The sequence below is a fragment of the Rickettsiales endosymbiont of Peranema trichophorum genome (assembly GCF_004210275.1).
GTDB lineage: Bacteria > Pseudomonadota > Alphaproteobacteria > Rickettsiales > Midichloriaceae > RICK02.
This window is the reverse complement of sequence record NZ_SCFA01000087.1, coordinates 18453-37265: the sequence shown is the minus strand read 5'-3', so window position 1 is coordinate 37265 and position 18813 is coordinate 18453. Positions and strand designations below refer to the sequence as shown.

At 41.1% G+C, this 18813-nt stretch carries 20 protein-coding genes and 1 tRNA gene; 11 read left to right on the top strand and 10 right to left on the bottom strand.

Annotation, left to right across the window (positions count from 1 at the left end):
- Nucleotides 1-259: 259 nt before the first annotated feature.
- From EDM53_RS04645 to EDM53_RS06375, 5 genes are all read right to left on the bottom strand, one after another.
- The gene (locus EDM53_RS04645) at nucleotides 260-775 is read right to left on the bottom strand and encodes a CarD family transcriptional regulator (protein ID WP_130122497.1); all 516 of its coding nucleotides are present in this window, start codon (nucleotides 773-775) and stop codon (nucleotides 260-262) included.
- Between the two features lie 135 nt (nucleotides 776-910).
- Nucleotides 911-1810: a tRNA (adenosine(37)-N6)-dimethylallyltransferase MiaA gene (gene miaA / locus EDM53_RS04640; protein WP_130122496.1), complete on the bottom strand. Its 900-nt coding sequence runs from the start codon at nucleotides 1808-1810 to the stop codon at nucleotides 911-913.
- Nucleotides 1803-2567: a tRNA pseudouridine(38-40) synthase TruA gene (gene truA, locus EDM53_RS04635; RefSeq protein WP_130122495.1), complete on the bottom strand. Its 765-nt coding sequence runs from the start codon at nucleotides 2565-2567 to the stop codon at nucleotides 1803-1805. The genes miaA and truA overlap by 8 nt, the downstream gene beginning before the upstream one ends.
- A gap of 51 nt (nucleotides 2568-2618) precedes the next feature.
- Nucleotides 2619-3287 carry an RlmE family RNA methyltransferase gene (locus EDM53_RS04630; protein ID WP_130122494.1) on the bottom strand — a complete coding sequence of 223 codons (669 nt, stop codon included), beginning with the start codon at nucleotides 3285-3287 and terminating at the stop codon, nucleotides 2619-2621.
- A gap of 89 nt (nucleotides 3288-3376) precedes the next feature.
- Nucleotides 3377-3529 carry a hypothetical protein gene (locus tag EDM53_RS06375; protein ID WP_207215480.1) on the bottom strand — a complete coding sequence of 51 codons (153 nt, stop codon included), beginning with the start codon at nucleotides 3527-3529 and terminating at the stop codon, nucleotides 3377-3379.
- Nucleotides 3530-3658: 129 nt separating this feature from the next.
- On the opposite strand from EDM53_RS06375, the gene EDM53_RS04625 reads away from it, so the two are divergent.
- Nucleotides 3659-4702 carry a Fic family protein gene (locus EDM53_RS04625; protein ID WP_242507883.1) on the top strand — a complete coding sequence of 348 codons (1044 nt, stop codon included), beginning with the start codon at nucleotides 3659-3661 and terminating at the stop codon, nucleotides 4700-4702.
- Nucleotides 4703-4858: 156 nt separating this feature from the next.
- Nucleotides 4859-7078, top strand: a complete 2220-nt coding sequence (locus tag EDM53_RS04620) for a RelA/SpoT family protein (RefSeq protein ID WP_130122492.1) — start codon at nucleotides 4859-4861, stop codon at nucleotides 7076-7078.
- Here EDM53_RS04620 and EDM53_RS04615 read toward each other — a convergent pair.
- Nucleotides 7069-8355, bottom strand: coding sequence for a bifunctional folylpolyglutamate synthase/dihydrofolate synthase (locus EDM53_RS04615; RefSeq protein WP_242507881.1), 1287 nt, complete (start codon nucleotides 8353-8355; stop codon nucleotides 7069-7071). The two genes, EDM53_RS04620 and EDM53_RS04615, sit on opposite strands and share 10 nt — an antisense overlap.
- A 91-nt stretch (nucleotides 8356-8446) precedes the next feature.
- Here EDM53_RS04615 and kdsA point away from each other — a divergent pair, with 91 nt between their 5' ends.
- From kdsA to rpe, 3 genes are read left to right on the top strand one after another with little or no spacing between them, the layout of a single operon-like run.
- On the top strand, nucleotides 8447-9265 hold the full coding sequence (gene kdsA / locus EDM53_RS04610; protein ID WP_130122491.1) for a 3-deoxy-8-phosphooctulonate synthase: 819 nt from the start codon (nucleotides 8447-8449) through the stop codon (nucleotides 9263-9265).
- On the top strand, nucleotides 9262-9723 hold the full coding sequence (gene smpB / locus EDM53_RS04605) for an SsrA-binding protein SmpB (RefSeq protein ID WP_130122490.1): 462 nt from the start codon (nucleotides 9262-9264) through the stop codon (nucleotides 9721-9723). The genes kdsA and smpB overlap by 4 nt, the downstream gene beginning before the upstream one ends.
- Nucleotides 9717-10367 carry a ribulose-phosphate 3-epimerase gene (rpe, locus tag EDM53_RS04600; protein ID WP_130122489.1) on the top strand — a complete coding sequence of 217 codons (651 nt, stop codon included), beginning with the start codon at nucleotides 9717-9719 and terminating at the stop codon, nucleotides 10365-10367. The genes smpB and rpe overlap by 7 nt, the downstream gene beginning before the upstream one ends.
- A 150-nt stretch (nucleotides 10368-10517) precedes the next feature.
- Here the strand turns inward: rpe and rplT are convergent, their stop codons facing one another.
- Both rplT and rpmI read right to left on the bottom strand, forming a co-directional pair.
- The gene (gene rplT / locus EDM53_RS04595) at nucleotides 10518-10889 is read right to left on the bottom strand and encodes a 50S ribosomal protein L20 (protein WP_130122488.1); all 372 of its coding nucleotides are present in this window, start codon (nucleotides 10887-10889) and stop codon (nucleotides 10518-10520) included.
- A 29-nt stretch (nucleotides 10890-10918) separates the two neighbouring features.
- Nucleotides 10919-11119 carry a 50S ribosomal protein L35 gene (gene rpmI, locus EDM53_RS04590; RefSeq protein WP_130122487.1) on the bottom strand — a complete coding sequence of 67 codons (201 nt, stop codon included), beginning with the start codon at nucleotides 11117-11119 and terminating at the stop codon, nucleotides 10919-10921.
- Nucleotides 11120-11346: 227 nt separating this feature from the next.
- Here rpmI and EDM53_RS04585 point away from each other — a divergent pair.
- The 3 genes from EDM53_RS04585 to ygfZ all read left to right on the top strand — a co-directional run bounded on the left by EDM53_RS04585 (nucleotide 11347) and on the right by ygfZ (nucleotide 13585).
- Nucleotides 11347-11423, top strand: a tRNA-Met gene (locus EDM53_RS04585).
- Between the two features lie 26 nt (nucleotides 11424-11449).
- The gene (gene glyA / locus EDM53_RS04580; protein ID WP_130122486.1) at nucleotides 11450-12751 is read left to right on the top strand and encodes a serine hydroxymethyltransferase; all 1302 of its coding nucleotides are present in this window, start codon (nucleotides 11450-11452) and stop codon (nucleotides 12749-12751) included.
- A gap of 21 nt (nucleotides 12752-12772) precedes the next feature.
- Nucleotides 12773-13585, top strand: coding sequence for a CAF17-like 4Fe-4S cluster assembly/insertion protein YgfZ (gene ygfZ / locus EDM53_RS04575; RefSeq protein WP_130122485.1), 813 nt, complete (start codon nucleotides 12773-12775; stop codon nucleotides 13583-13585).
- 198 nt (nucleotides 13586-13783) lie between these two features.
- Here the strand turns inward: ygfZ and gltX are convergent, their stop codons facing one another.
- A complete protein-coding gene (gltX, locus tag EDM53_RS04570) occupies nucleotides 13784-15229 on the bottom strand; it encodes a glutamate--tRNA ligase (protein WP_130122484.1) in 1446 nt (481 codons plus the stop codon).
- A gap of 12 nt (nucleotides 15230-15241) precedes the next feature.
- The gene (locus EDM53_RS04565; RefSeq protein WP_207215479.1) at nucleotides 15242-15535 is read right to left on the bottom strand and encodes a hypothetical protein; all 294 of its coding nucleotides are present in this window, start codon (nucleotides 15533-15535) and stop codon (nucleotides 15242-15244) included.
- 82 nt (nucleotides 15536-15617) lie between these two features.
- On the opposite strand from EDM53_RS04565, the gene EDM53_RS04560 reads away from it, so the two are divergent.
- From EDM53_RS04560 to queC, 3 genes are all read left to right on the top strand, one after another.
- On the top strand, nucleotides 15618-16601 hold the full coding sequence (locus EDM53_RS04560; RefSeq protein WP_130122482.1) for an RluA family pseudouridine synthase: 984 nt from the start codon (nucleotides 15618-15620) through the stop codon (nucleotides 16599-16601).
- Nucleotides 16602-16960: 359 nt separating this feature from the next.
- Complete coding sequence (locus EDM53_RS04555; RefSeq protein WP_130122481.1) at nucleotides 16961-17929, top strand: D-alanyl-D-alanine carboxypeptidase family protein; 969 nt, start codon at nucleotides 16961-16963, stop codon at nucleotides 17927-17929.
- 44 nt (nucleotides 17930-17973) lie between these two features.
- The gene (gene queC, locus EDM53_RS04550; protein WP_130122480.1) at nucleotides 17974-18657 is read left to right on the top strand and encodes a 7-cyano-7-deazaguanine synthase QueC; all 684 of its coding nucleotides are present in this window, start codon (nucleotides 17974-17976) and stop codon (nucleotides 18655-18657) included.
- Nucleotides 18658-18813 lie beyond the last annotated feature (156 nt).

Below are 18813 nucleotides of genomic sequence, written 5' to 3'. Positions count from 1 at the left end.
AAACTACATGAGAGGAGGAATAATACCAATGCAAAAAATATTTAATTTTAATAAAAAATTTTCCCCGGACAGCAGTGCGTTTTCACGGGCATGACAAGGGAGAGAGGGGCATGGCAAAAGGGAGAGCGTAAGTGATAAAGAAGAGGCGGGCGTAACAACTCCTTGTGAGGCCTCCGTACCGGAGCATTTCCCACAAGTATGGCTGTACTGCTTATGCGCAAGTACGTCGTTGGTGTAGATAGATACTTTACAACAGACCTTAAAGCTCTGACGCTGCTGTGTCAAGCGTGGTCAGTATCTGTTCTCTAGCCTCCTCTTTCGTTAGACCCATAGTTACTCCGTACTCCTGAGACAACCTGTCTAAAGCTGATTCATATATCACAGTTTCACTGTATGATCTGTCAGCAACTCCAACGCTCTTGTATAAGTCTCTCAAGACCTCCGCTATCAGTTGCACATCACCCGAATTAATCTTGTTTTCGTATTCCTGGGCCCTTTTGCTCCACATTCCCTTGATGCCCCTTGGTTTACTACTCAATATATCCAGAACAACTTGAAATTCAGTAGTACTACGTACATGCCTTAAACCCGTCTTTATCGCCCTTGATTGAGGTACCCTTAGTATCATTTTGTCTTTTGCGAAAGAGATGACGTACATCTTCATTTCCGTTCCCGCTATAGTCTGTGTCTCTTCCGCCATGATTTTACCTACTCCATGCGACGGATATACAACAGGATCACCGACATGAAAAACTTTGCTAAAAGAAAGGGACATAGTACATATTTACCGATATTAGACTTCAATTTGTAGCAATATAACACACAATGAGGGTAAGATAAACATCTTATTGTTGTTATATTGAACGAGATATGGTATATTTTAACCTATTTGTAACAAAGCATCAAGCGTTTATCTTATAACTTCATCATAGTCTATCTGATGACGAAACCATGTGAGCTGTCTTTTTGCATAATTTCTAATCTTTTGTTGAGCTTGAGAAGTGGAGTCTGCCAGGGACATCTTGCCAGAGACATATTCCATCAACTCAAACAGACCAAGTACCTTTGGGTATTTTTCAAACGAGGCGAGCACATATTGTGCTTCCTCTAAAGCACCAATGTTTAACATTTCCACAAATCTCGCATCGCACCTCCTGTAAAGCTCATCCCTATCTTTCTGTATCAAAACAACGTAAAATTGATCACGGTTTAGCCACTTTTCATTCATCGTATGCCATTTGGAAAGGGGAATGCCTGTTTCATGATACACCGCTAAAGCCCGCAAAATCCTTTGTTCATCATTTACTTTTAGTTTTTGATATGACTCTTCATCGCAATCTTTTAAAAGTTCGTGCAGGCTTTTGTTGTATGCTGCTCGATCGCAATCAAGTGAGAGTCCAGCACATACAGAAGAAAGGTATGCCTTCGTACCTGCGGAAATCACAGGCGTATACACAAAGCCATAGACCAAAGCTTTAATGTATAAACCGCTACCACCGACGATTATTGGTACTTTACCCGAAGCCTGTACCTTAATAATGCTACTTTTTACAAGCTCCAACCACATACCAACAGAAAAGTATTCATCGCACTGTTTGATACCATACAGCATGTGTGAAACAAGCTGAGTATCTTGTACTGAAGGCTGGGCTGTCAGTATAGGGATATTCCGATACACCTGCATAGAATCCGCATTAATAATCACTCCATTGAGTTGCTGCGCAATTCCCATGGCGTATTGGGATTTTCCAGATGCAGTAGCACCTACAATCACCACAACCTTGTTGCTGAGTTGTTGCAAGCTAATCATATTTTACTGACAACAAGTATAAACCATGTGCAGGGGCTGTGATACCTGCTTTGGTTCTGTCCCTCATCAAAAGCAAGTTCTGCACATATGATGGTTCAAAATCCCCTAAACCTACTTTTACTAAAGTGCCAACCATGATTCTCACTTGATTGTGTAAAAATGAAGGTGCAACGACTTTGATAACGAGGATATGCTGTAGTAATGAGTCCCAAACAGCGTCTGTAGTCTGTATATCTACTGCTTTCACCATTCTGATAGCGTGATTTGCTTGACACTTAGCAGCTCTAAAGCTTGCAAAATCATGACGCCCTATAAAATAGGAAGCAGCACACTCCATCTTGCCAATGTCAAGAGGTTGAGGCACATACCATGCTTTATTCTCAAGCAGTGGAGATGGTGTCTTGCGATTCAAAATCTTGTAAAGATAAGCTCTCTCAGTAGCAGAGAATCTAGCATGAAATTTTTGATCAACCTCCACAACAGATAAGATGGCAATTTTATAGTGCCTCACATAGTGATTGAGTGCATTTTTAATGGTATGAACATCGTAGCTCTTCACAAGATCAAAATGAGCTACTTGACCAATCGCATGGACACCAGCATCAGTCCTACCTGCACCGTGTAGCACCACTTTCTCATGCGCAAATTTTTCTATTGCGTCCTCCAAAACACACTGTACAGAAAGTCCGTTTTGCTGTTTTTGCCAACCTACAAAAGGCTGACCATCATGCTCAATTGTCAATTTATAACGAGCCATGCCACACAATCATCAGCATATACATTTGCGCATACGTATTTTTACCATCTCTCAGCTGCTATGCTGACCACAAAATCCAAGCGCTATAAGGTATAGCTCAGATGAGTCCTTATAACTGGCTTTTGGCTTAAAAAATCTGGCGCATTTAAAGTGCTTTTTAGCAAGCAACAAAACGTCCTTATCCTCACCGCCCTTTAAAAGCTTTGCAATAAAATGTCGCCCCGGGTTTAAAGTGCTGATCGCAAACTCCAAAGCACTAAAAACAAATTGAACAATTCGTACATGATCTATAGCATTGTCACCACAAGAATTAAAAGCTACGTCGCTTAAAATTAAATCCAACTTCATAGGACATAGTTTGACAAATTGCTCATCTTGCATTAGCTCCAGAAAGTCGCCTTGTATCAGCGTCACACCTTCCATTGGTTGAATCTTTTGTAAATCAACCCCCACAAGGTTGACCGCATTTGATGCCTTTTCCTTCACAACCTGTAACCATCCTCCAGGAGCAGCACCTATATCCAATATATTTTCCGCACCTTTCAATATTTGAAACTTCTCTTCTATTTCAAGCAGTTTAAAGGAAGCACGAGAACGATACCCATTTTTTGCAGCCATGGTGACGTACACATCGTTCAAGTGCCTTTGCAACCACATGACGGAGGAAACAGTTCTACCCCTAGCAGTTTTAACCCTTTGTTTAATGTTTCTACAGTGCATTATATCCAGACCTAAGCTTTCCGCTTACCACAATTTCGATACTTTTGATTTTGTTGTACATTAGCACCAATGATCTTGTACTGTTTATTTTACTTTTGTATCACGACATCATCATACTCTTTTTTAACGCTTCTGTCATCTCGTATTGTTAGCAATACTTGTTGTACAGATTGTGTATGAAGGATCACAACATGAAACGTGGAGGACATGATAAATATAATTCTATAATCTTTTATCTGCATGTTATGCTTTACTTATACGCCATTTATCAGCATAATAAGCAATACAAGGAAGACTGATATCAAGCTTATATCATGCCGACAAATTTTGAGCCCATTTACAATATCACCCCTAGTATTGCAAATAACCTTATGAGAATTGAGGCTGCTAAAGAAAAGGTCTCATTATTGCCCGTTAATCCTAGGATTCTCGCCTCCTTACGTGAAACTGCAAGACTATACACGACCCACTATTCAACGATGATCGAAGGTAATCAGCTTAAGCCTGATGAGGTCAAAGAGGTCGTTCAGCTTCAAGGACATTTTCCAGGAAGAGAACGTGATGAGCATGAAGTAAAGGGTTATTATGCTGCGCTTGCTCAATTAGAACAATATTCTTCACAAAACCATCCTGTTACCGAAAAAGTCATTCAAGTCTTGCATGCCCTGGTAATGAGTGACGGAAGAACACGCATTAAACCAACACCTTACCGAGATGGACAAAACATTATCAAAGACAGCGGTACAGAAGCGATTGTTTATATGCCCCCAGAAGCCAAAGATGTACCTGGCCTCATGCGAAATCTAGTGTCATGGATCAAGGAAAATGAAGAGATACCCTGCCCCATTGTTGCTGGCATTGCTCATTACCAGTTTGCAACAATTCACCCATATTATGATGGTAATGGACGAACAAGTAGGCTACTGACTACCTTGATATTGCACCTCGGTGGGTATGATTTAAAGGGATTGTATTCTCTTGAAGAGTATTACGCTAAAAATTTACTTGGTTATTATCGCGCTATCAGTATCGGCCCTTCGCACAATTATTACTTTGGAAGGGCAAAAAGCGATATAACCCCTTGGGTGAAATATTTTACCGAAGGTATGACTTTCGCATTTGAAAAAGTTGTAGCCCAGATGATCCAAAGCTCTGAGAAAGGCGACAAAGATCATTCGCAAGTTTTACGCACGTTGGATCCAAAACAACGCAAAGCCTTGGAATTATTTAAAGAGTACGATGTCGTGACGGCTAAACAAATAGGTGATCTATTTGGCTTTCAACCTAGAACGAATACCTCGCTTTGTAAAAAGTGGGTCGAAGGTGGTTTTTTAGAAATTGTAGACGCCTCTAACAAAGCCAGAAAATATAAGTTGGTAGCGCAGTACGATGTTATTGTGAAGGAGGTACCATAACCCCCCCACATTCTACTCCAACATCCTCAATCCGTAAGGTCTTTCAAACCATTTATTGCCGGTAATTAGTACCAGTAAAGAAAATACGATTTAGTTTGTAGAGAGCATGATTTTATGGGTATACTTGTATTTATACATTCGTAAAACAGCCATATTATGGAAGCACAAAAACATAAGTTGGAGCTTGAAGAAGACGTGCGCAAAGAACAGGATATGTTGCTTCAAAAGCTGTCGTATATATCGTTACCCGAAGATATAGTAAACATCCAGAAAGCGTTTGATGTAGCTTACACAGCCCACAAAGGACAATACAGGGCATCTGGAGACCCCTACATTACCCATCCTATAGCTGTTGCAAGCATTTTAGCTGATTTAAAGCTGGATACCGCAACGATCATCACAGCTTTGTTACACGACACCATCGAAGATACCAACGTATCTTTTGAGGAGATTGAACAGCAGTTTGGTACAAAAATAGTTAAGCTTATAGATGGTGTTACAAAGCTTGATAAAATTGCTTACAGACCTCATCAGCTAGATCAGGCTGAAAATTTTCGAAAATTTTTGTTGGCTATCTCAGACGACATACGCGTATTACTGATCAAATTGGCCGACAGATTACACAATATGCGTACACTAGGCTCTATTGGTGATATTAATAAAAGAATGCGTATAGCCCATGAAACCATGGAAATTTATGCACCACTAGCAGAGAGATTAGGTATACACATATTTAAAAATGAACTACAGGATCTTGCTTTCGCTATCTTGTACCCAGAACTGCATTCATCGATTTTAAAGAGGCTATCCTTCTTAAAGGACGAAGAGACAAAGACAATAGAAACAGTGATAGATGAAATCACAAAGTTGTTACTGACAGAAGGAGATATTTCTATATCGATGCATGGTAGGTACAAGACCGTGTATTCAATTTGGAAAAAGATGGAGCGCAAAAATATTGCGTTTGAACAGTTAACCGATGTAATTGCCTTTAGGATATTGGTAGACAACCTAGAAGACTGCTATAGAGCCCTCGGTATTATACACGCCAAATACCGCGTAATCCCCGGTACTTTTAGTGACTATATTAGCACTCCCAAAAACAACGGATACAAATCTCTACACACAGTTGTAATGGGACCAAGGAAACACCTAATCGAGATACAGATTCGCACCTATGAGATGCATGAGGTTGCAGAACTTGGATGTGCAGCGCACTGGGCATATAAGCAGGATCACTCCATAGCATCATCAGAAAGCGATCAGTTCAAGTGGTTACAAGTGCTACTTGATATACTTAAAAACGCAACAAATTTGGAAGATTTTTTAGAAAACACAAAGCTTGAGATGTATTATGACCAGGTTTTTTGTTTTACTACACAAGGAGACCTTATAGCTCTTCCAAAAGGTTCCACTCCCATAGATCTCGCATTTGCCATGAGCTCAGAACTGGGCATTAGCTGCGCAGGAGCAAAGATCAACGGAAGAAAAGCACCATTAAGAGCTCAATTGGTCAATGGCGATCAAGTGGAGATACTATCAACAAATGTGCCAATAGTGTCATCAACATGGGAAAAGTTTGTAGTAACCGGCAAAGCGCGTACAGAAATTAAAAAGTTTTTGCAGGAACAGCGAAATACAGAGTATGTAAAATTGGGGCACGCAATGTTGACAATGACATTTGAGCAAGCTAACAAAGCGTTTTCAGAGGAAGCGTTGCAAAACTCACTACAACACTTTGAATGCGAAGATACCAAAGCTCTTTTGCTATCCGTCGGAGAAGGTAAAATTGGAAGAATCGACGTGTTAAATGTTGTACATAACCTTAACGTTCAGCCATCTCCAAGTTTATCTTCACCACCTTCGGTAAATGTTGGTACTACAAAAGTTACCAACAGCCCTACGAAGTCTGGACTACATATCAAAGGAGCAAGCACCGCAATTCATTTTGGAGAATGTTGCTACCCGATACCTAAAGATAGAATAATAGGCGTGGTACATGAGGGACATGGTATTACCGTACATCAAATTGACTGTCACACTTTGAAATATGAAAATATTAATTCAGATAATTTGTTGGATGTGTCGTGGGAAGATCAAGCTGGCTTCTACACTGCAAGGCTCAAAATAGTAATCACAAATAGCGCCGGAAGCCTAGCACTACTGACTCAAGCAATTTCTGCAGCCAATGTTAATATCACAAATTTACAGATAATTAGCCGCTCTTCAGACTTTTTTGACATGCTACTGGATGTAGATGTCAAAGATGTGGAGCAACTAGAGCTAATCAAAACGTACATTTTAAGATTGGAGTGCATACATACAGTGGAACGATATATTTCACGGCACGGACGTCCAGCAGAGGATTATGCATGATTTGCAGCTATTACATCGCCAGCAAGATATAACGAACCGCATATCAATATTCTGGACGGTACCGTGGTGTTATCTATGCAGTGCTGAATCGCGCTCGCTACAGAACTCATTTCAATCGCCTTAAAACCTAGCTCTAAAGCCCCTGCGACTATCTTTTCGGCTTTCTCGGCTAAAGGTTCCGATTGAACTTCAACACCTATGACAAGAGCTACTTTATCCTCAAAATGACGCAAAAAGGCTTTTATGTCCCTATTGCCAGTACGACCATTGATCAAAAATAACGGCCTATCCTGCCACTGGTCAGCCACTACAGATAGCATTTGTGCACCCGCCTCATTGTGAGCTCCATCTAACCATAGCTCCCATCCTTGAGGTAGCATTGAGTATAGTACGCCTCTTTTTATTTGTTCTAAACGAGCAGGCCATACCGCGTTGGTAATACCTTGTACGATATGCTCCATGGTGAACTCAAATTGATTCATCCCTTGAAGTGCTGCAATAGCAGTACTGACGTTGATGATTTGATGAGGTCCCACCAAAGATGGCAAAGGAAACGAATATGAATTGTTTTCGTTAGATTCCAAATCGATAAAGTTAAATCGATCTTTTAGAACTTCAAATTGCCAATGTTCACCAAAGGCAGAATAAGAAGCATGAAGCTGACGACATCTGGCCTTTAATACCTCCAGCGCCTCTTGAAATTGCCAGCTAATGATGCAGGGCACATTAGGCTTGATGATACCGGCTTTTTCTAATGCAATGCTTGTCAAGGTGTTGCCTAGGTATTCCATGTGGTCGTACGAAATCGGTGTGATAATTGTAAGAAGTGGCTTATCAACAACATTCGTCGCATCAAATATTCCACCCATACCGGTTTCAAGCAATAGTATGTCCCCTTTTACCTTATGAAAAGCCAAAAAAGCAGCAGCCGTAGTACCTTCAAAAAAGCTGACTTGTAGATCACCTGCTGCTTGGCGCGTCTCTTCTATTACCTCATATAAAAATCCATCATCTATTTCTTCTCCCGCCAGAGTGATTCTCTCGTTAAATCGAACTAGGTGAGGTGATGTATATCTGTGAACCTTATAACCTGCTGCTTCTAACACAGCTTTTAAGTACGCAAGCGTAGACCCCTTGCCGTTCGTTCCAGCTATATGTACCACGGGAGGAAGAGAATGATGAGGGTTACCCAGAGCGTCAAGCAGCTTATGCATGACATCCAAACGCATCTTTTCAAGCTTTTTAATGTAAGGTACAGGCCAGTGGGGTAGTTTCACCTAAAATTTATTGTATAGTCGCTATTATGAACATATAATAGTTTGCATGCGGATTATTGCAACAACAATCCATGCTTAATCGAGGTGTAAAGTGCACAAAGTCAAAGTAGGCAATTTTCAAATCAGCAACGACTTACCATTTGTATTGATAGCCGGGCCATGTCAAATGGAATCCGAAATACATGCACTGAAAACAGCCGAAACGCTCCAGAAAATAGCCAAAGAGCTTAACGTTCACTTTATCTATAAAACCTCGTTTGATAAGGCAAATAGAACATCTATATCTTCAAAGAGAGGTATAGGGTTAAAGAATGGACTTGAGATCTTTAGCAAGATTAAAGCTGAGATTGGGTGCCCTGTTTTGACAGATATTCATACAGCAGAACACTGCGATGTTGTTGCTGAGGTTGTTGACGTACTTCAAATACCAGCATTTCTTTGTAGACAAACAGATCTGTTGATCTCCGCTGGAAAAACAAAGAAAGCAATAAACGTAAAAAAAGGGCAGTTTCTTGCGCCTTGGGATATGAAGCATGTGGCCACTAAGATTGCTTCCACAGGCAACGAAAATATTATGCTTTGTGAACGTGGCGTGACATTTGGTTATAACAGGCTCATCAATGATATGCGGGCTCTTCCTATTATGGCAAGCACCGGATATCCAGTCGTGTTTGACGCGACTCACTCAGTACAAGAACCCAGCGCGATAGGTAATGAAAGCGGTGGTCAAAGAGAGTTCATTAAAATATTAGCAAGAGCTGCTATTGCAGTGGGTGTTGCTGCCATTTTTATTGAAACACATGAAGACCCAGATAATGCACCAAGCGATGGACCATGTATGCTGCCCCTTAATCAAATGAAGTCATTGTTGGAAGAATTAATCAAAATAGATACCATAATCAAACGATGACTAAGTACCGCGTTGTAGCAGAAAACAGAAGAGCGCATTACGACTTTTTTATAGAAGAAAAGCATGAAGCAGGTATTGTGCTCACCGGTACAGAAGTAAAATCATTACGAAAGGGTCAAGCAAGCATATTGGAATCCCACGTTGGTGTTGAAGGCTCAGAAATGTTTTTGTACGGAGCCCATATTCCCGAATACGACAAAGCTTATAGATTTAATCATTACTCAAGAAGAACCCGAAAGCTTCTACTCCACAAAAGAGAAATCAAAAAGCTTGCGGGACTTATTCAAAGAAAGGGTTATACAATTGTACCGTTGCAAATTTATTTTAACAACCGCAACAAGGCAAAAGTACTACTAGCACTTGCTAAGGGTAAGAAGCAACATGATAAACGCGAAACCATTAAGCAACGTGAGTGGACGAGACACAAAGCAAGAGTATTGAAAGAGGAAACATGTTAGTTAAAATTTCACCGTCAATTATTGCAGCAGATCTCTCAAATCTGCGTCAGGAAGTTATTGCACTGACCGACTCTGGAGCTGACTATATACATTTCGACGTGATGGATGGAGTGTTCGTTCCAAATATTACAATTGGAGCAGACACAATGCAGGCATGCAGAAAGTGGACGAACGTACCATTTGATGTACATCTGATGATCGCAAATCCCGCCAGGTATATTGAAAGTTTTGTGCAAGCAGGCGCCGATATCATTACCGTACACGTTGAGTCACATGACAACGTACACAACATCATTAAGTCGATCAAAAGCTATGGTAAAAAAGCAGGTGTTGCAATTAATCCTACAACACATGAATCCACCCTGGATTACTTATATGAGGAGGTGGATGTAGTGCTTGTGATGACAGTCAACCCAGGCTTCTGCGGACAAGAGTTTATTTCTAATCAACTGCAAAAAATTAGAAATATAGCTGCAAAGATCAAAGAGCGTCAGTTAAGCGTTCAAATACATGCCGACGGCGGTATTACTCCAAACACAGGAAGGCACTGCATATCACATGGGGCGAACACACTGGTAGCCGGAAGTTCCGTATTCAAAGACAGCAACTATGCGCAAAACATATCAGAACTCAAAACGGCGTAAAGGACATCGGAACGGATCGTAGAAAAGATTCGTCTTCGTGACCAAGTTTGAAGGTCCCCACACTTTCTGATATGGAAACATCACCTGGACAAAATCTAGCCGAGGATACACGACAGTGGGAGTACCACTATGTACTGATGATGAGGTTTACTAAACAGCGACACTAGACTTGGTAGCAGCTTGAGACATTTTCACTATGTTCTGAAAAGCAGCCTGGTCAGTAATAGCCATCTCAGATAACATCTTTCTGTTAAGAGTGATGCCGGCAAGTTTTACGCCGTTCATAAACTTAGAGTAAATCAACCCGTGCTCTCTCACAGCAGCATTGATTCTTTGTATCCATAACGCTCTAAAGTCACGTTTTCTGTTTCTACGATCACGGTAGGCATACTGCAAACCCTTTTCAACTTTTTCTATAGCAATACGAAAACAACTCTTTGCCCTACCCCTGTAGCCGCGGGCCATGTCAAGGACTTTTTTGTGCCTCGCTCTTGCAGTTACTCCACGTTTTACTCTTGCCATACTAAACTCCTAATCAATTTTTGTACTGTTTAAACTCCATAAGGCATGTATGCAATAGCTCTTCTTGCTTCAACAGCATTCAGAACAGCTGTACCCCTTTGATTTCTAAGCTGACGCTTGCTTCTTTTACGCATATTGTGCCTTTTATTGGCTTGAGAAGCAGAAACCTTACCGGTGCCAGTCATACCAAATCTTTTTTTAGCACTACTTTTTGTTTTCATCTTGGGCATATTTTATCTCCATATACAATCAAACCATACAAACAAAAAGAAGCCATAGCACGCTGTATTGTCAGTACGATTTTGTAGCTATTAGTTTGCATTGTAATCATATATACCAGAATTGCAAGCACTAAGAGATAGTATTTTGCACTTCTTTGAATTCTAAAAAATTTATGTCGTAAAAATGGTTGTAAAAAGTAATAACATTGCTAAAGTACAAACGTCAATGGAATTACGGCGGTGTAGCTCAGTTGGTTAGAGCAGAGGAATCATAATCCTTGTGTCGGGGGTTCGAATCCCTCCTCCGCTACCATGCTCAGTCAACACCAGGAGCGTACAATGAATACACATAATCACGATATCAGAAACTTCTACACCTCTCCGTTGCAAGACGCAGATCCAGAAATTTATTCCCTTATTCAAGCCGAACTTCAAAGACAACAGTCAGAAATAGAATTGATAGCCTCCGAAAATACAGTAAGCAAAGCAGTGCTGGAAGCACAAGGCTCAATTCTCACCAACAAATACGCAGAAGGCTATCCAGGAAAAAGATATTATGCCGGATGCCAAGTGGTCGATCAAATTGAAAATTTGGCCATAGATAGAGCAAAAAAGCTTTTCAATGTCAACTTCGCAAACGTCCAACCACATTCCGGTTGCCAAGCTAACCAAGCCGTGTTTTTTGCCCTTCTCAATCCCGGAGACACTATTTTGGGACTGTCGCTCAGTTCAGGAGGTCATCTTACTCATGGCGCCCAAGTCAGCATGTCAGGTAAGTGGTTTAATGCTATCTCTTATGACGTATCCGTAAATGATTACTTAATAGATTATGATTTGGTTGAAACTCTAGCCCTCAAACATAAACCATCCCTGATCATAGCAGGCTGTTCCTCATACCCAAGATTCATAGACTTCACAAAGTTCAAGGAGATATCACAAAAAATAGGAGCATATCTAATGGTCGATATGGCACACTTTGCTGGTCAAGTCGCCGCCGGCCTATACCCAAGTCCCGTGAACTGCGCCGACGTTATCACTACCACAACACATAAGACTTTACGCGGTACAAGGGGCGGTATGATTTTAACCAATGACGAAGTCATTGCAAAAAAGATTAATAGCGCTGTGTTCCCTGGTATACAAGGCGGCCCTCTATTACACTCGATAGCCGCCAAGGCAGTCGCGTTTAAAGAAGCTTTGAACCCTAGCTATAAAGTGTACATGCAAAATGTGATAGACAACGCAAAAACTTTGGCAGATATATTGATGAAGCGTAACTATGACGTATTAACATGTGGTACAGATTGCCATTTATTACTTATAGATCTCAGGAGACAAGGTCTCACAGGCAAATTAGCAGATCACAACTTAAATAAGGCAGGCATTGTCTGTAACAAAAATAGTATACCATTTGAACATGAAAAACCCTTTGTCACCTCCGGCATTAGATTGGGTACACCCGCAAGTACATCAAGAGGATTCGGTAAGGTGGAGTTTGAAAAGATAGGTAACATGATCGCAGACGTACTAGATCACTCATCAGAAAACAATGACCCCAAAATCAACGAAGTACACTCATTGATAGAAGATAAGGTCAAAAAAGAAGTGGCCGCTTTATGCCAACAATTCCCGATATACTAGCATATATTCAACACTCTTGTTATGGCCCACTTTGTATTTTCCAACCGCGCAGTAATAAGTGTGAGTGGTACCGATCAAATAAACTTCCTTCAAGGAATCATCTCTAACGATGTACACAAGTTGTCCCAATCTCTATATACCCTTATTCTCACATCAACAGGAAAGGTCTTTTGCGATGCCTTCATATTTAAGGATGATGACCAATTGCTCCTAGATGTCCCTAAGCCTTCCCTTACATCTCTTCTCAAAAAACTGATGCTGTATAAGCTTAATTCAAGTGTAATGGTCACAGACCTATCAAACCATTTTAGCGTCATTGGCAGCTTTGAAAGATCCAGCACGAAGGAGCTCCCAGATCCAAGAAGCTCTTACCTAGGCTATAGATCCTTCATGCAGTCATCGCAAGTAAGGCATGATTGTCATGACACCAAACGACAGTACGATCAAAAGAGACTAGACATGTCCATTCCAGATATGCCAGAAGACATAGAGCCAGAGCTTCACTTTCCACTTGAGCTAGGATTTGATAAGCTAAACGCAATTGATTACCATAAAGGATGTTATATAGGACAAGAAGTTGTCGCACGCACTACTCATCTTGGTCGCCCTAGAAAGGGGTTATATCAAGTCACATGCACCACAAACCAAGCAATGGCCAAACACTCCAATATCACCTACCAAGAGAAGATAATTGGAAAAACATTGGGTACTGCCTTTGGGCACAGCACAATGGCGATCCTCGACCACAAATGGGTAGCAGAAGCAGAAAGCTTAGTCACCATACAAATAGAGGGGGCTGAGTATCATGTGACCGACATCAAACAGCAGTCATAAAAGACAGAGACTGCATTAACCGTCAGTTAACCTATCCGTTGGATCCTTTATGTTCAGATATAGGCCGTTTGGCAAACCCTCAAGTCCACCAGGGACAGCCCTCAACAAGGTCAATTACCATCGATCCCGAGGATAATAAGATTCGTATCAACGAATTATGCAGCCTGACGACATTGTAATACAAGTGTTTGAAATATGCTACAAAAAATTTACTGTCTTTCTCTTCAAACAGCTTGATAACCTACTCAAGGTTTCCTGCTTGCCTAGTACAACAAGCACATCAAGTATTGGAGCTGATACAGACGTACCTAAAACTCCAGCCCTCAAAAACTTCATGATGCCAGCACTCTTGCAGTTCGTTTCGCTGCTAAAGGCATTGCAGGTCGCTGTCAGGACATCAGTAGACCAATCTTCTACCTGCTCCAATACCTTAAACAAGCGCCAAGCCATTTCATCATCAAACGCCTTTAAAATCCCATCCACATTTGCGTCAATTTCATGCTTTGGAGTAATATAAACCCTGCTCCCCTCTAATATGTCATTTAAAGTTTCCGCCCTCACTTTTAGCTGTGGCATCGCTTTTAAGAGCATGCTTTTGACGTAGCTCTCGTCTTTTCCATAAGATTGCGCCCAGGTCACTAGCGTTGGAGCCACAAGCTGAACAAGCGCAACGTCATCTAAATGTGACATATAATGAGCATTTAAATAATTTAACTTCTTGATGTCAAAGCGAGATGAGGATGCTCCTAAACCCTTCAGCGTAAATAATGAAGTAGCCTGGGACCTTGACAAGATCTCCTCATCACCGTGACTCCATCCAAGGCGCAGCAGATAGTTACAGAGCGCTTCCGGTAAGTATCCCATCTCTACATACGCCTCTATCCCCAAAGCACCATGCCGTTTTGAAAGCTTTTTACCATCATCACCGTGTATCAATGGTATATGTGCATATTCCGGTACTGGCCAATTCATAGCTTGAATGATTTGGTATTGTCTGAATGTGTTTGTGAAATGATCATCACCTCTGATGACGTGAGTGACCCCCATGTCAAAATCATCCACAACAACGGCCAGCATATATGTAGGGGTACCGTCAGCCCTTAACATTATCATGTCGTCAAGCTCTGCATTGCTCACTTCAACTGTACCTCTCACAACATCCTTAACGGTTGTGACTCCTTCCCTAGAAACTTTCAATCTCACTGTGGACTTGAGGCCTTTGTAGTTTTTGTCAGCGTTTTTGTCTCGCCATTCGCTCTCGAACCTCCTATTAGGATATAAGGCCCTAAACGCCTCAATCTCCTCCAAAGAGGCATAACAGTAGTAAGCGTTGCCTTTGGCCACTAACATCTCTGCTATCTCCCTATGCCTCCCTTCCCTCTCTGATTGATAGACGATTCCATCATTTGAAGAGGCAACCGGACATTTGTTCCAGTATAATTCGAGCCATTTCATACCTTCAATGATTGCATTTTTGGCAGCGCTAGTAGATCTGACCTTATCCGTATCCTCAATGCGCAAATAAAATAAGCCGTCCTCGTGCCTAGCAAATAACCAATTAAATAGTGCAGTTCGAGCGCCCCCTATATGTAGGAAACCAGTTGGAGAAGGTGCAAATCTAGTGATCACCTGTTTCTTATTCATACGGATCGCTCGTTAATTGTTGTCAGCACTGTTTGCAGATTGAATAGTTATCTTTGAAACTACCTTCTTGCTGCAACAGTCTACTGTTAAAACTTGCTGTACCCCCCTGTTCTTTTTTGTCAACAGCAGAAGGACGTTACCCTCTTTTACCATTTGCTTCACATCGCTTTCTACGTCAATCGCAAAATCTTCTTCACAATTTCGAACATATCTCTTGGAATATTTTGCTCCACTAGCTCCACTCACAAGTGTGTGGTATACGGTGTAGGATATGACGCCCATACCTGTCATCATAACGAGCCCCATACAATAAACAAATAGCTTTATATGTCTTACTTGTTTATTATTTTGGTTAGAATTCACACACACACCTCGTATTATCAAGACAATGCCAACACTTATCAATACATTGGAATTTCAAGTCCTTGAAGCAGATACTGGACAACGAGTAGATAAATTTTTGGCAGCACAACTTATAACGACGTCGCGCTCAAAGATTAAGGACTTAATAATACGAGAGCATGTATTTGTCAATGGTCAAGTGGTCACAGATCCAGCCTATAAAATTCGGCCAAACCAACGTATCGAAGTTGCGATTCCCAACCCAACCGACCACCACATTGCCGTGAGCGACACAGATCGTTTCGGTATAGAAATAGTATACCAGGATGAATATCTTTTGGTTGTCAACAAACCAGCAGGGCTTATCACTCATCCAGGCAATGGCGACAATAGAGAAAGCCTAGTTAGTATTTTACAAAATCAAGGGATGACACTAGCAAATACTGGAGATGATCAACGTCCAGGAATTGTGCACCGCCTTGATAAAGATACGTCAGGTCTATTGATTGTTGCCAAGACAAATCAAGCACATTCCATATTAGTTCAACAACTCTCTTTGCGCACAATTAAACGCACATATCAGGCAGCAATATATGGAGTGATGTGCCCAATTATCGGTACAATACGCACCAAGATGGCAAAAGAGAAAAGAAACAGAACTAAAATGGCTGTGACTAGGGATAGTGGTAAGGACTCTGTAACACATTACAAGACCCTAGAAATGTTTGGCTCCACAGGGGCTTCCTTGGTGGAATGCCAACTTGAGACCGGCAGAACTCATCAAATAAGAGTTCATTTCGCATATAAAGGCCACCAACTAATAGGCGATCAAACATACGGCCTTGGAATTAATCACAATCTGCGATCGCTGTCAGACAGTGCCATACTTGCTATTACTCAATTTCGACGGCAGGCTTTGCATGCAACTGCCCTAGAGTTTGAGCATCCAATTACTCTTGAGCCTGTAAGATGCGCCTCTAACCTGCCAGAAGATATTGAAAAATTGCTTGGCGAATTAAGGAAAATGTAGTATTTATTTCACTATATAGGTCTGATTAACTTAAAATTGGTGCCTTCTGACTCTCAAAACTAACCTAGGCGTCAGATAGTACCAAATTTCAGATTAAATCAGGCAAATAGATTTGAGGATGAGGCTACGTCAGCGTATTGAAATACGTGCGCAGAGGGGAGTTTCAGAAAATCCGTTTTGAATCATTTAAAAATGAGGATTGGTATAATAGTAGTATGTCCGCAAATTAATTGGAATGAAAAGAATTCGGGCAAAAGTTGTCTGTGAAGTTGTTGGAAAAGGCAAATGGATTCCCGGGAATCACAAAGGAGGGGACCGGGAATCACAAAGGAGAAGGGGAATGAGTTTCTTGAGGCTCAATGACTGATCGCAAGAGTACCTCAAACACATTCCTTTTAGCCTCTTTCGTGGCATTATCTTTTATAATGTCCACACAGCTTGGTTATGTGGCACATGCATTTGAGAAATTACGGACATCTGAGATAGAAGATGCTCCGTTATATGCTAGCCTTGTCATTGACTCTCAAACTGGCCAGATCTTGTACGCTAAAAATGCTAATGAAACCCGTTTTCCCGCGTCACTTACCAAGATGATGACATTGCTTTTAACATTTGAAGCAATAGATAAAGGAAAATTAAGAATGAATCAAATGCTAAAAGTGCCAGCCGTTGTTGCAGCTCAACCACCAAGCAAATTAGGCCTAAAAGTGGGAAAGCTGGTGTCCGTCAAAACACTGATCGAAGCAGCTATAGTCAAATCCGCAAACGATGCTGTACAACTATTGGGTATAGCTATTGGTGGTAGTGAAGCTAGCTTCAGACGGATTATGAATATCAAAGCAAGTCAGATTGGAATGAAGGACACACACTTTATGAACGCGCACGGTCTACATCATGAAAAGCAAGTAACTACCGCTATAGATATGGGCAAACTCGCGTTAATACTCATGAAAAAATACCCCAAGTATTATCACCTCTTTTCCAAACGAGAGTTTCACTACCAAGGCAAAAGAATAAAAGGACATAATTATGTTTTGAGGAAGTACAACGGAGCAGAAGGTTTGAAAACTGGCTATACATCCGCTTCCGGGTTTAACTTGGTCACAGTAGCAAAAAAACAGCATGGCAGATTGATAGGCATAGTACTAGGAGCAAACTCTCAAGAAATTAGAGATGCACACATGATAGAGCTTCTCGATCACGGCTTTGAAAAATTGAAAGCGATAAAAACTACAAAATTTTCACCAAAGGTTGTAGCGTCTCCAGACAAACTCAGGTACAACAGCATCTTTAATGTGTTAAATAACCCTAGGAAAAAGATATCGTGATTTATGAAGGATAATACTAAACACTTTTCATTCAAGCCATGTCTATGAAAAAAGCTGTAGTGTTGTTTAGCAGCGGCCTTGATTCATCCACAGTTTTAGCGATCGCAAACTCAGAGGGATATCAGCTACACTGCCTTACGTTCGATTACGGACAGAGGCATTCAGTAGAAATAGAGATAGCAAAGAAAGCAATTAGCAAGTTGAAGTTTAGTGTTCATCACAAAATTGCACGAATAGACTTGAGAGTATTTGGTGGCTCTGCGCTTACTGATGACATCGCGGTACCAAAAAACTGCATTGACGATGAGTTTCAAACAATTCCGGTAACATACGTCCCTGCTCGTAATATGATCTTTTTGTCATATGCAATAGGGTATGCCGAAACTGTTGGCGCTAGCGATGTGTTCATTGGAGTCAATCAAATCGATTACAGTCAATACCCTGATTGTAGAGCAGAGTTTGTAGAAGCATTTCAAACATGTGCTAATCTTGGTACAAAAGCAGGAAGCGATGGTGCAAAATTTATAATTCATGCACCGCTTCAATTTATGCACAAGCGCGACATCATAAAGTTAGGACTAAGCCTAGGCGTTGATTATTCAAATACGATCACTTGCTACGATCCTGTAGATGACATTTCTTGCGGTATCTGCCAAGCCTGCCATTTACGTCTGGAAGCCTTTAAGGCAGCAGGCATACCAGATCCGATCAGGTATGTCCAAGCATAGATGAATCGTTAAGTAGCATTGTGCTCCGTGCGCCTTGTCTATAGGAACTTTTTGATTGACATTTGCCCATTGCACGATATGATGCGCGCATCATCTTTACTTACTTTACATCGATCATGAATATACGCAAAATATCATATGCCATTGGTGCCTTTT